At 53.5% G+C, this 14,100-nt stretch carries 7 protein-coding genes; 4 read left to right on the top strand and 3 right to left on the bottom strand.

The window, feature by feature from the left end:
• Window positions 1-6 precede the first annotated feature (6 nt).
• The 4 genes from EHT87_RS16485 (at window position 7) to EHT87_RS16470 (ending at window position 5,576) form a co-directional block, all read left to right on the top strand.
• Window positions 7-924 carry an ROK family protein gene (locus tag EHT87_RS16485; protein ID WP_124907753.1) on the top strand — a complete coding sequence of 306 codons (918 nt, stop codon included), beginning with the start codon at window positions 7-9 and terminating at the stop codon, window positions 922-924.
• A gap of 44 nt (window positions 925-968) precedes the next feature.
• Window positions 969-1,910: a DMT family transporter gene (locus EHT87_RS16480; protein ID WP_124907752.1), complete on the top strand. Its 942-nt coding sequence runs from the start codon at window positions 969-971 to the stop codon at window positions 1,908-1,910.
• A 134-nt stretch (window positions 1,911-2,044) separates the two neighbouring features.
• A complete protein-coding gene (locus tag EHT87_RS16475; RefSeq protein WP_124907751.1) occupies window positions 2,045-2,965 on the top strand; it encodes an SIS domain-containing protein in 921 nt (306 codons plus the stop codon).
• Window positions 2,966-2,978: 13 nt separating this feature from the next.
• Window positions 2,979-5,576 (top strand): glycosyl hydrolase-related protein, encoded by a 2,598-nt coding sequence (locus tag EHT87_RS16470; protein WP_124907750.1) that lies wholly within the window; start codon window positions 2,979-2,981, stop codon window positions 5,574-5,576.
• Between the two features lie 81 nt (window positions 5,577-5,657).
• On the opposite strand, the gene EHT87_RS16465 is transcribed toward EHT87_RS16470, so the two are convergent.
• Genes EHT87_RS16465 through EHT87_RS16455 form a run of 3 tightly spaced genes read right to left on the bottom strand, consistent with a single transcriptional unit; the run spans window position 5,658 to window position 14,065 of the window.
• Window positions 5,658-9,350, bottom strand: a complete 3,693-nt coding sequence (locus tag EHT87_RS16465; RefSeq protein WP_124907749.1) for a cellulose binding domain-containing protein — start codon at window positions 9,348-9,350, stop codon at window positions 5,658-5,660.
• 51 nt (window positions 9,351-9,401) lie between these two features.
• Window positions 9,402-11,132, bottom strand: a complete 1,731-nt coding sequence (locus EHT87_RS16460; protein WP_124907748.1) for a RagB/SusD family nutrient uptake outer membrane protein — start codon at window positions 11,130-11,132, stop codon at window positions 9,402-9,404.
• A gap of 23 nt (window positions 11,133-11,155) precedes the next feature.
• A complete protein-coding gene (locus tag EHT87_RS16455) occupies window positions 11,156-14,065 on the bottom strand; it encodes a SusC/RagA family TonB-linked outer membrane protein (protein ID WP_124907747.1) in 2,910 nt (969 codons plus the stop codon).
• Window positions 14,066-14,100: the final 35 nt, after the last annotated feature.

Below are 14,100 nucleotides of genomic sequence, written 5' to 3'. Positions count from 1 at the left end.
TCGTACGTGAAAAAACTTGCCATAGGCATCGACATCGGGGGAACCCGCACCAAAATCGGACTGGTCGATCTGGAAACCGGGCGGGTCGCGGATCGGGTGATCCGGCCCACCGAAACTCAGGACGACACGCGGTTTTTGCAGGAAATCGGCGAAGCAATCGAACAGTTCAAGGCCCGGGCTGAAACGGAACAGTTGTCCATCGCCGGGGTTGGAATTGGTGTACCGAGCTTTGTGTTTGCCAATGGAACCGTGGATTCGACCTACGGTTTTCTCGAATTTATGGAAGATTATCCGCTGGCCGGGAAAATTCAGGAGCAGCACCAGTTGCCCTGCCGGGTCGACAACGATGCGCGGCTGGTAGCCCTGGGTGAATCGCTGTACGGGCAGGGCCGGGGCTATCGTCGCGTTCTGGTGCTGACGCTGGGAACCGGTTTGGGACTGGGATTTACCATCGATGGCCAACTCGACGGATCGTTGCCGTTCGCTCACATGGGCGGTCACCTGACGATCACCACGAACGATACGGTTTGTTATTGTGGCAAAACCGGGTGTCTCGAATCGCTGGTCGCGGCTTCCGGTATCGCGCTGATGGCCAACCGGTTGGGCTGGTCGCAGAAATACCCGCATCTGCCGATGACCGCTGAAACCATCTTTGCCGAAAAACAGCGCGGAAATTCCGATGCCGAAGCCATCGTTCGGGAATACACCGGGTATTTGAAAACCGGGATCGACAACTACGTCAACCTTTATGCGCCTGATTGCATCGTACTGGGCGGAGGCATTGCCAAAGGGTTGAAACCGGAAATCGGTTCGCTGCATAATCCCGGCTTATTGAATCCCTATAAAGCGTATAAAACCGTGCTTACGCTCTCCGTTCTGGAAGAAGAAGCCGGTATTCTGGGCAGTGCTGCGCTATTCAACTAGCGGTTTTTGGAATGATTGTCACGCGTCAACGACCCACAGAAACGATGAAGACGAAATACGGAGGATGGATTTTGTACTCGATTGCCGCAGCTTTTTTCTGGGGAACCTGGGGTGTGGTGGCAAAGCTGATTTCGGACGAGGTCAGCCCCTTTACGAACCACGTTTTATTCAGCGTAGGCATGCTGCTGACCCTGCCCCTGGTGGTCAGGAAAGTCCGGACTGAAAAACCCGGTCGCAAAGGCATTGGTTGGGGACTGGTAGCGGGCGTGCTGGCCGTGACGGGCAATGTGGCGGTTTACAAGGCCTTCAGTGCGGGCGGTCTGGCGGCCATCGTCATTCCGGTCACCAATCTGTATCCGCTCGTTACCATCGTCATTGCCCTGCTGGTGTTCAGGGAAAAACTGAACGGGATCAATGCCATCGGTATTTTGCTGGCCATTCCGGCCGTGGTGATGCTGTCGGGCGAGTCGTTGTTGTTTGATAACCCGGCGGCTTTTTTCCAGACCATCGGGCAGAATTCCGGGGCCGACCGTCGGTGGTTGTTGTATTCACTGGTGGCCCTGTTTTTCTGGGGCGTTTTCAGTGCGGCCCAGAAAGAGACGACCAACCACATTTCGGCGGAATGGTCCTACGTCAGTTTCATCGTGTCATCGGTTTTGATCGCCCTGGTTTTTGTCGGTTTCGGCTGGGCCGATTTTGCGATGTCTACGAAAACGCTGATGCTGGGTTCGCTGGCCGGGATGCTCAACGGGCTGGGCGTTCTGGCGAGTTTTGCGGCCTACAGCGCCGAAGGAAAAGCCTCGAAAGTCACCACGATTGCCGGTGCGCTGCAACCGGTTTTTACCATTATTTTAGCCCTGATTTTTCTGTCCGAAAGTCTATCCCTGATTGAAACGCTGGGCATTCTGCTCGCCATCGTCGGCGCGTTGACCTTGTCGTATGAAAAAGAAAAAACAGAACCGAAACCTGCCATCAATCAAGCTTAACTACGAGACTTTTAAGCAATGGGATGGGAACACGGATGGAACGGATGCAACGGATTAAAACAGATTTTATCCGTGAAAATCCGTTGCATCCGTTCCATCCGTGTTCCCATCCTTCAACCCATCAAAACTTGACTATGAATCCAATTTTGAGTGAGATTTTAGAAATACCGACCCGGGCTGCCGATGTGCTACAGAGCGCGACAGAACCGCTTCCGTTGCAGGTTCCGTATCTGGGCATGGGCTCGTCGTACTTTGCCCCACTGGCGTTCAAATACATGGGACTACCGATTTACCCGGAACTGGCCTCCGACTATTTTTACTACCTGGCCAAAGGGGCGAAAAAACCGCTGGCGGTTCTGTTGTCGCAGTCGGGCCGGAGCAGCGAAGTGCTCTGGTGTCGGGCGTTGTTCGATCAGTACGTGGCCGTTTCCAATGACACCGGCAGTGCGTTGTGTACGGCATCGAACGTGTCGCAGGTTGTGCCGATTCGGGCGGGAGCGGAGCAGTATTCCTCGTCAAAAACGTACGTCAACACCTTGATTGCCCTGTTCAAAGGGTTCGGTTTGTCGCCTGCGGCCTCCGTAGAACGGATCACTAAGTCCATGAACCGCTACCGGGAACAGGGCGAACAACTGGCGGATGCGGTTTTTAGTGTGTTGACGCAACACCGCATTCACGGCATGTATATAACGGGAAGTGGCCCCAACATCGCAACGGCCTGCGAAGCCGCTCTGATTTTAAGCGAAAGCACCAAACTGAATTTTCACGGATTGCCGATGGCGCAGTACGATCACGGTCCGAAAGAAACCGCCAGAAACAGCATCGTGATTCAGATTCTGGCGAAAGGCCCGGCCTACGAACGAACCCGGCGGCTATCGGAATTGATCGCCGGTTCAGGCGGGCATGTGTTGATGATCGAAGAACCGGATGTGGACGAAAACCAGTCGATTCTGCCCAACATCATTCCGTTTAATTTTATGGCGTATTACCTGGCGCTGAAGCTGAACATCGGCGAGACCTTTGTGGTCGGCGGCAAAGTGACGGAAGCGATTTGACAATCAGCAGCGCATGAAAAGAGGATTACACACCGTTTTTTTGCTGGCTTGTTTTTCCGCCCTACAGGCCCAGCCCGTCAAACGTCTTTACCTGGCCAACGACGACCACACCGACTACATGTGGACGGGCAACGAAGCCCAATACGATACGGCCTTTGTCCGGATGCTGGATTATTACATCCGGCAAATCGATTCGACGAAAAATAACCCCGCTGATTTTCAGACCCGTTTCAATTGCGACGGCAGTTACTGGTTGAAAATTTACCAGAAATACCGGCCTCCGGCCCAGTTTAACAAGCTCCTTGAGTACATACGATCGGGGCACATCAGCAGCCCGTTAAATACGCTGGTCAGCACCTACGGCGGACAACCGACCGAGGCCGTTTTGCGGGGTATGTATTACGCCGGGCAACTCGAACGGAAGCACGACCTGCGCTTTCCGCTGGCGGTTTGCATGGAAAATCAGACCCTGCCGTTCGGTTTAAGCTCGCTCTGGGCGGGTTCGGGAGCCCGATACAGTTGGCGGGGCGTGTGCAGTTGTGCCTCCAAAATTGAGTCGAAGCTCAAGATTCGCAAGCACCAGTTGTATCGGTATCGGGGTTTCGACAACCGCAGTGTCTTGATGAAATGGTACAACCGAAGCCCGCAGTCTGTCGATCTGGGGGGCTATGCCGAAGCCCGCACCGAGAAAAAAATTCAGAATCCACTGCCGGATATTAGCAGCCGGGTTCCGGTTCTGGAGGCTTTGTGCGATACCATTTCGCCCCAATCAGCCTATCCCTACAACGTGGCCGGAGCCTTTGGCTATGGCTGGGACGATCTGGCGACGTTTCAGGCTCCTGCGTTTGTTGCGGCCGCCCAAAACACGACCACCCCGCTGCGGAAGGTTCGTGTGTCGAACGAAGAGGATTTTTTCCGGGATGTGGAGCGGAGTTACCAAAACATCCCGGCGCAGTCGGTTTCCTTTGGTAATGAATGGGATGTGTATCCGGCATCAATGAACGAAACCACCGCCGAGGTTCGGCGGGCCACTGAAAAGCTCCGCACGGCCGAAGCGCTGGCTGCATTCGTTTCGTTGAAAGACAGTACATTTTTTTCTGAACTGACATCAGCCCGGCAGGCGGCCTGGGAAGCCTACGGCCTGTATTGGGAACACGACTGGACCGCCGACGGGCCGGTTTCCCGCCAGGAACGGGCCGCGTGGCAGATCAAACAAAAGAACGCCATCACGAGCTACGCGGATACCCTCTACCACCGGGCTTTGGCAGCAATGGGTAATCAGATAAAAAAGGCTAATCAAACCCGGTTTTATGTGTTCAATCCGTTGAGCTGGGTTCGCAGCGATGTGGCCGATTTCCTGTTTTTAGGAACTAATCCGGTTAAAGTAATTGATTTACAAACGAATACAGAAGTTGCCAGTCAGGTGATTCGCAAAGAAGGGAAGTCGTATCTGCGGATTTGGGCCGAGAATATTCCATCGGTTGGCTACAAAGTTTTTGAAATTCAGCCCGGTGTTCCGGCCCGAAAACCGGTGGCGGCTCAGGTAAAAGACGAGTTGATCCAGAATGCGTATTACCGGCTTCGGCTGCGTAAATCGGGGGTTATCAGTGAGCTGGTCGATCTCCGGGCTGGCAACCGGGCCGTTGTCAGCCCGGTGGATGGGCGGTTTTTCAATGATCTTGGATCAGTCAACCCGGATGCCGGAAACCCGCTGGAGATTGAAAACGAAGGGCCGGTTTCGGTCACGTTAAAGGCGGTTTCCAATGATCCGATTGCGCACACGGTTCGGGTGACGTTGTTTAAAAATAGCCGGGACGCCGGACCGCCCCGGATTGACATTGAAAACCGCATCGACGCCAATTTTGGCGACGTAAAAACCTGGGCGTTTTCGTTCAATCTTGCCCAGCCAACCTCACACCACGAAGAACTGGGGGCCATTCTGACGGCCAGAAAAGAAGCGCGGGGAGGACACTACGCCAACGAAAATGCCCGATACGACTGGCTGACGTTCAATCACTTCGCTGATTTGAGCGAATCGAATTACGGCGTAACGCTGTCCAACCAGGATTGCAGTTTTTTCAAACTGGGGCAAAGCACACCGGATTCACTCTGGGAGCAATCGCCCCAACTCAGTGCGTTGGCGGGTGGTCAGGTCGATGGTGAAAAGCTGGGAATCCAGCAGCAGAACGGAGCCACCGCATTCCGGTATCAGTTTGCCCTGACCACCCACGCGACCGCTTTTGACCCCTTGGCGGCTATGCGGTTTTCCCTTGAACACCAGAACCCGCTGGCAACGGGAGAAGTCACCGGTTCTATCGGCAACTTTCCCCCGGTGACGCATTCACTGTTGCGGATATCAGACAAAAATGTTTTGCTCTGGGCCTTGAAACCGGGCGAAGAAGGAGCCAATTCGGGCGTGATTGTCCGGTTCTGGAACCTGAAGAATTCCGCCGTTGCGCCGAAAGTACAATTACCTCAACCGATTCGCAGCGCCTGGCAAACCACGCACCTCGAAACGAATGAACGCCGGTTGAATACGACGCAGGGCGGTCCGGCTATTGAATTGGCTCCTTTTCAGATCAACACCTATCGCCTTGAGTTGCAGCGATAAGCATCTGCCTGAGAACACCAGCAACTTGTCAACCCGAACGAGCATCGATCACTTCCTGGCCCAGGTCCGTGCCTTGCTAGCTTACGGTTTTACTACTTTGAGTAGCTGACTTTCCGTTATCGTACTGACTCGCAGCAACAACACGCCTGCCGTCGTTCGGTTAACCGGCAACCGGATATGCTCCACCGCACCAGCCTGCCCGACCTGATGCTTTGCCGTGAGTTGCCCGCGAATGTCGGTTAGTTCTATGCGCAGGGATTGTCCTTCCGCACCCGATACGTCTAGTTCCACGGCATCACCCCGGATCGGATTGCCCAGCAACGCCACCCGAAGACCGTTGGATTCGACCCCAACGCGGGCTCCTACCGGGCCCGGTTCCTGACCATACACCAGCACCCCGTTCAGATACGCCGTCACGTTGGGATTCTCCGCCAATGCACCCGCTGGCTTGTATGAATAGTCGTTCGACTCGTTAAAATTCGACCAGTCTGACTTGTTGATCCGCTGCTGAATGACTCCCGTTGAACTCAGCGGGTTCAGTTGACCCAGTGTCGACGGGAAACTCAACTCCAGATACGTATCCGTACCCGCACGATTCTCTCTGACAAATCGGCTCCTGACGTTACCACTACCGATCTCCGCATAATCCAGGTTATAAACCATCGGAGACGCCCCCTCCGCACTAAACCAGTAACGGACGGTTAGCTGGCTGTAGTCAACCGGCAGGTTGCCCGTATTGGACAGTTTCAGATACGTTCTGATCTGATTCGTGGTCGGGCTGCCGTTCTTATTCTCCGAATACACGTTTAGCGCGATCACCGGGTCGATAGGAACGGGTTCAAACCCCCCTACCAGCACCCCGTTTTTATAGATGGTGATGCGGTCGTTTTTGGTATAGCCGGTCGTCGAAGCAAACGAATAGTCGTCCGCTTCCGATACGTTCGTCCAGTTTTGCTTGCCAATCCCGGTCTGAATTTCCCCCGAATTACTGCCTGGTGACAGCGTTCCCGCCGAGGCATCGAAGCTATACTCGATGTAACCCAATGCGCCCTGACGTGGTTGAGACAAGGGCACATACCTCATCCGAACCTGGTTGCTCCCCAGTTGCGCCCAATACACCGACAGGTTCGTCAGGGGGGCAAAGTCTTCCACCGTCAGCCAGTAGCGGATCGTGATGTCACCATACGACACGGAGGTAGTGCCCTCATTATTCAGTTTGAGATAAGGCCGGATGACATTGTTGGTCGGTTGGTTGTTGTCACCATCCCGGGACAAAACGCTCAATGTTGCGGGGTACGCTTTCACGCTCACTGTCAGGCTGGTGACCGGGCTGACACAGACGCCAACTTTGCAGATTGCGGAGTAGACGAACTCGCCAACGGCGGAAGTGGAGACTACCAGCGAACTACTGCCGTCAGTGCCGTTCCAGTTGACCGTACCCGGGCAGTTGGAAACCGTCAGGGTGACATTTTCCCCTCCCTGGGTGGCCGATACACTGCTGACATCCGGAGCATCGGGCGTCGCCGGAATCCCCGATACGTCAACAGAGGCTGATGCCGTGCATCCTTCGGCGGAGGTGACGACTACGGAATAGCTTCCTGCCTGAGAGACCGTTGCCGTGTTGCCCGTTCCAATCTGGGTGACACCGTTGCTGAAACTGTACGTTACGTCCGAACCGGACGCAGCGGTCAGGGTAACGGTTGGGGTCGTACAACTGATTGTACCACTGGCGGTTAATGCAACCGAGGGGGCCGCATTGACCGTCAGGTTAAAAGCCGTTGAGGTCAGGCTGTTGAAGCCGGTGACTACGACGTAATAACTGCCCTGCTGGTCGGCACGCACGGCTGGCAGCGTGAGTGTAGCCGTGTTTGCCGAAGTCAAGCCGGTCAGGGCGGTGCCATCCTTATACCATTGATAGGTCTGCACGGCGCCATCGACGCTCACCGAAACACGCACATCAGCGCCGACACAAACGGCCGAGTCACTGGCGGGCTGCTGGCTGAATGAAAGGGGCGCCCCCTGAAGTTCGTAGGCCCCCATATCGACTCCCGATCCCTGCGGGCGGTTTATGCCAAGCCTGTCTTTGATCGCATATTGACCCGGTATCGAACTGCCTGCGTTGATAGCCGGGCTGCTGCCGGCGAGTTGAAAGTTGCCACCGGCGGGGTCGATAAACTGCGGATCAACGCCCGTTTTATTCAGGCCACCGGTGAAATAGGAGGGCTCAGAACCACCAAACGAAAGGTTGTTGTTCTGCTGAAGATTGAGTGAGTTTACCACCAGGGTAAGCGGTTTATCCGGCCGCCCATAAAAGATGTTGTTATAAAAGCGGGTATTGTCGGCGTAGCGCATCGTAAAATCCGACTCGATTTCAGGACTGGCCGCATTCTGGTAACAGGTGTTGTTGAGCAACGTCACATTATTGCTATAATTGAGGTTGATACCCCGACCGCCATTCCGGTAAGCAACGTTGTTTTCCAGCAGAAACTGGCCGGTATACGCCCCCAGTGGGTTTGCACCAAACCGGTCGTTGTTATTATCGAGAATGATACCGTTCCCATCGGTGATCTTGCACAACCCGTTGTTGTTCCATTTGATAAACAGCCGGTTATCGTAGCAGCGATTATTACGGATGATGGTTCGGGGTACCCCGGAATTGGTATCGTAGTTCCAGCTATTGAGTATACTGATGCCGCTGGTGCCAAAAATCGTGTACCAGGAAGTATTGTAGACCGTATTGTTCTCAATCGTAATGTAATCGCTTTCGATGGCCGAGATTCCTCCTCCGCCACAATCGTGAACACTGTTATTGGCAATGACGATGTGGTGCGGACGCAGATTGCCGCCCGTACGACCACTGATGGAGATGCCGTTTCCATTGAACTTAGCCAATGCCGATCCCGTTGCGGTTGGGTTGGGCCCCTCACAGGCACCGGGTTGTTGCTGGGCCTCTGCCAGCGTTACGTTTTTATTATTCCCTTCGATCTCAAAGCCCTGTATGCTGATGTAGGCCGATCCGGGAACCAGGTTAAATCCCTGCCAGCCCGAGAACGACAATTTAGGTCTGTCGTTCTGGTAATTGGTAAAGGCAATCCAATGATCGGCCGTTCCGGTGCGCCGGATAGTAGCAACATCACCCGTTCCGGTATTGGTATAGGTTCCTGCCATCACAAAAATACTGTCGCCGGGTGTGGCTACGTCCACCGCTTTCTGAATGGTGTTGAAAGGGGCCACCAGCGTTCCGGCCGTATTGCCTGCCGATGCGCTGGCCTGAACATAGTATTTTTTGCCACCGTTGTGATCAGGCGGATACACGTCGACACGGATATAGCCGGTTCCGCCCTGAACCGCCGTGGCACCCGATGAACTGGTCACTTTCACACTCAGTTCGTTGTACGAAATCTGACCCGCCGGAATGGTCCAGGTGTAGGAAAAAGGAGCCGTCAGATCTTCGCCAAGTTTGGTGGTCGTTTTGGGCCCCGTTGCGAACGTAGCCAGGAAAAACTCAACTTTAGCCACAGTTTCACCGGCAGGAGCCGTGGCAGTTGCCTGAATGTTCACTGGCGTTCCGGTGATAAAGGAAGACCGGAACGCCGGGTAAGTCATGCTCACCGAAAGGGACTGGGAATGAGCCAGCCCTGGCAGCGTCAGGAAAAACAAACCGAAAAGCAGGCGTTTTTTGTGGATGAAAAATAGGGGCAACCGATTGTAGGCCAACCCGCTGGCCACCTGGAAAATACGGGGCAATTCAGCGAAAAGGAGAGTTTTCATCATCGTGAGTTTCGTTTTTAGTCCTATGATGGCAAAGAATCTATGACTGTATGCTTACCAAAGTGGGTTTTGTGCCAATCCCCCTGCAATATTTATATCGCTCTGCGGAATGGGATACAGATACATTTTCGGGGTAAATACCCGGTCTTCAACGGGAACGGGCTTGTAGCTGAACGTCGCATCAGCGTTCCTGGTGATGTCGACTCCGCGTAGTGGCGTATTGAAATACGTGGGGCCCTGCATCCATCGGCGGACGTCCCAGAAACGGTGGTCTTCAAAAGCAAATTCCACCCGTCGTTCATTCCGTATTTTTTCCCGCACGTCGGCCTGCGACAGGCCGGTTGGCAAGAGGGGCATGGTGACGCCGGTCCGGCTTCTGACCCGGTCATAATAGGCCTTGATATCGGCATTGCCCGGGCTCCATTCGTTCAGTGCTTCGGCGTAGTTGAGGTAAATTTCGGGATACCGAAACAGAATCCAACTGTGTACCCCGGTATTGCCATTGATCAGGTTCAGGCTCTCAATCTGGTATTTTCGGAGATAATAACCGGTTTTGGAAGCAAACGGAATTGGTTTGGCGTCAAGTCCGCCCGTCCACAACTGCACATTTCGGGCTGGTGTACCGAATGGCGTGTTATTGACTACAATGGTAAATCCCAAACGAGGGTCGCGGTTGGCGTAGGGGTCAGCGGCCATGGCCGGGTTGTTCCAGTCGAATTTAGCCGCCGTGGTCGCACTGACTTTCACCTCGTAGGCATCCACTAAATCCTGCGAAGGCGTATTGCCGCTTTGCCCTAAATTGAAGCCAATGGGTGAGTTATTTCTTTCAAACTGATTACTGGCCGCATTACTCCGGGAAAAGATGATTTCGGCATTGTTGAACGTATTGAACAGCGATTTATAAGCCCCCAGCGTCGGTAAGGCAGCCGCATCGATGACGGCTTTGGCGGCATCGGAAGCGGCTTTCCAGCGGCTCATTCGGTCACCCCCTGATACCGAAATCAGCTCCGGCTTGCCATACCCGCCTGCCCAGCCGGGGGTGTTGAATAAATCACTGGCGGCATACAACAGAACCCGGCTCTTGAGCGACAGCGCCGTGAGTTTCGTTACCCGCCCCAAATCGGTGGCGGCCACATAGGGAAAGGTCGATGCATTGAGGGGCAATTGGGCCGCTGCCGAATCACACTCCGCCGTGATAAACTGGAGGCATTCGTTGAGGCTGTTGCGCTGCATTTTTGAGAAATCTTCGTCCAGCGACAGGGCTCTGTTGATGAGCGGCACGCCCCCGTAGCGTTTCACCAGCTCAAAGTAATAATAAGCCCGCAGGAATCGGGCTTCGTAGGTCCACCGCTTTATAGCCGCCAGATTTGTCTGATAAACCTGCTGGGCTGAAGCTGACGGGTCGAGTTTCCAGGGGTCGAGGTTGATTTTTCCCGTGGAGGCCAGAAACTGATTTACTTTTCGAATACTGCGATAATAGGTGCCCCAAACCAGGTCGGGGTTATTGACGGCATTCCAACTACCGGTATTGAAACTCTGGATTGGATTTGTTTCGGCCGTAAATTCGGCTTCATCCGTCGCCGAAGCCATCATGGCGGCACCCCCAATATACAGGGTGCCATCGGGGATATCCGCGTAAATGGCATTCAGTAAAGACTGGACATTTCCGAATGACTGTTCAATTTCCTTTTGCCCAATTGTGGTTACAAATTCACGGTCAAGGTCCTGGCAGGCACTCATCGCCAGCGCAGCCAAAACGGTTAGGATATAGGTATATTTTTTCATAAGTCAGCTTCGTTTTGGATGAATTACAACTGGACTTTCAGGCCCAGCGTAAGGGTCCTGATCACCGGATAACCGGTTAGGGATTCGGGGTCGCCGTAGGGAATCCGGTCGAGCGAGAACAGGTTTGTGCCATTGACAAAGAACCGGACGGTTTTGAGTCGAATTTTATCCGCTAAGCCCGCCGGGAGCGAATAGCCGATTTCGGCACTGCGTAACTTGACGAAACGGCCATCGCGCTGCCAGAAACTGGAAAACTGATAATTGTTCAGGTTATCCTTCGACGACAGCCGTGGATAGTCGGCCGTGGCTGCCGTTTCCGGGGTCCAGCGGGTGAGGGCAATGGGAGCGACCTGACCGTTACCCTGAAACGCCTGAAAATAATTGCCACCTAAATACACCGTGTTGCCCGAAACCGCCTGAAAGACCAGATCCGCATCAAACCCTTTGTAGCGGAAACCGGTGTGCACGCCAAGCGACAGGGTTGGCAAGCCCGGGTTACCGATAGGCATTCGGTCATTGGCATCAATAATGCCATCAGGTTTGCCGTCGGGTCCGCCAACATCCTGGTATTTAATATCACCGGCTTTTATGACCTCACTTAACACGCCGGGAACACTTCCTGGGTCGATCTGTCGCCGGGCGATGTCTTCCAGGCTGTAAAAACCAATGGCTTTGAGACCAAACGGCTGACCAATGGCGGCCCCTGTAGCATATAACCGGGTGTTTAACTGAACAGCCTCGGCATTAAAAACCACTTTATTTTTGAAGTAGGACAGATTACTCTCGACAAAGAAGTGCAGGTTCTTTTTCTGGGTGGTAGTATACCGCAGCGCTAAATCAAACCCTGTATTGGTTGCTTTACCGTTGTTCAGGTTCGGGGTAACAATCCCGGCAAACAAAGGTGTCGTGCTGGCCGAAGCCACCATAATGTCGTAACGGTCGCGGTTGAAATAATCAAACGAAAGATCGAAGTGCTTAAAGAGCGTAGCGTCGACGCCGACATTGAGTGATTTTTCTTTTTCCCAGGTAACGTTGGGGTTGGCAATGGCATTTTCGGCTAATCCGCCAACGGGTGTATTACCCGTTCCAAAAAAGTAGCCTCCACCGCCAAATGTCGCGGTATAGGCATAGCGACTCGACAAACCCTGTGACACAATGTTGTCGTTTCCGACAAGGCCGTAGGAACCCCTCAGTTTTAAAAAATTGATCGCTTTATGATTGGTCAGGAATTTTTCGCCGGACAGCACCCAGCCCAGCGAAGCGGCCGGGAAAAATCCGTACCGTTTGCCGGGCGCAAAAAGCTCGCTCCCCATATACCCCGCCGAGAATTCAGCTATGTATTTGTTCGCGTAGGCATAGGTAAATCGACCAGCTCCACCGTTGTGCTTATAAGGGTCTGTGGAGTTGGCCGTCGGCGTGGTAGGGTCGGAAGCCGGACCAAAAACCGTCACATTATCGGTATTGAACATCAGCATCGCCGAGAGGTCACTTTTGCCAACGGTTCGTTTATAATTCAGAAAAGCCTGAACGATCAGATTCCGGTATTGATCCAGCGTTTCCTCCGAACCGGCCAGGGAGGTTAACTGCCCGACGGCAGGGCTGTAAATGGTGTCGCCAGCCGCGCCTTTTGAAATAGAATAACGGGGGTATTGCTTGGATTTTCGGGACCCTGACTCAAAATAATTATTGATCGAAACGGCAACGGAAGCGCTCAGCCCTTTCACCAGTCCATCCAGTTGCTCGGTCAGTTTTAACGACGACAAAACCGTACGGGAGTTGTTGGTATAAAATCCCGTCGACAGCAGATTGGCCACCGGATTGGCGTATAACGCATTTCCCCCATAACTCCCGTCAGGGTTATACACCGGAAAGGCATTGGGAGGGAGTTGGGCCAGTAAATTAAAGGTAGAGCCCGTTGTATAGTTATTCGGGTTGTTGGTCTGTTCGAATGAACCGGCAATCTTAAATTCAGCAGACAGCCGATTCGTGAGGTTTACATCCAGATTTGTCCGAAAATTATATTTGGAGTAGTTTGAATTGGCGCTTTCATCATTCCTATCGCCGAATTTTTTGAAAAGCCCCTGGCTCTTTATCGCATTCAGCGTGACAAAGTACCGGACGAATTTATCGCCCCCACCAAACGTCAGGTTGTAACTGGAGACGGGTGCCGCGGGCCTCAATACCTGATCGTACCAATTTACATCCGGATGGAAAACAGGATCACTGCCCGTCCGGTAGGCTTCCAGGTCGGCATTCGTATAGCGGGCGGGTAACCCATCGTTTGCCAGTGCTTCGTTATACAACACGCCATACTGATAGGCGTTTAAAAACTTCGGCAGGTATTGCGCCTGATTGAAACCCTGTTTGGTAGAAAACGAAATTCTCAATGGCCCTTCCTGACCGGTTTTGGTCGTTACCAACACCACACCATTGGCTCCCCGGGCACCGTAGATGGCCGTTGCCGATGCATCTTTCAAAACCGTAATGGTTTCAATTTCTTCGGGTACCAGTTGCATAAAGGCATTCGACGTACCGGCACCATTGCTGATGTAGCCATCGATCACCAGCAGCGGGGAATTGCCGGCGGCACCGAACGTGTTTAGGCCCCGCACAAAGAGTCCGGGGGTAGAAAGCCCCGGCTCCGATCCGCCCTGTGTAACCGATAAACCGGCCAGGCGTCCATAGAGGGTGTTGCCGAGATTCAGGGTAAAGTTTTTTTCCAGATCAGCCCCGTATACGGTTGAAATGGCGCTCGTGATTCGTTGCCCAGGCTGGGTGCCAAATCCGATATTTTTAACGGTCGACCTGGGCAGAACGGCAACGGTATCCAGGGCATACTCTTGACCGCTTCTTTCTTGCGCCTGTCCGTTTTTACGCAGGAGCAGGGTTAAAAGTAAGATAGGAAAAATGGTTAAGGTATAGTGTCGTTTCATGGCAGCGAAGGAAATTGGTTAGAAATGGGAGGAGT

Origin of the sequence: Larkinella knui (assembly GCF_003858645.1) — a bacterium.
Classification (GTDB): Bacteria; Bacteroidota; Bacteroidia; order Cytophagales; family Spirosomataceae; genus Larkinella; species Larkinella knui.
The sequence above is the reverse complement of the archived record's forward strand: the minus strand, read 5'-3'. Positions and strand labels throughout refer to the sequence as shown.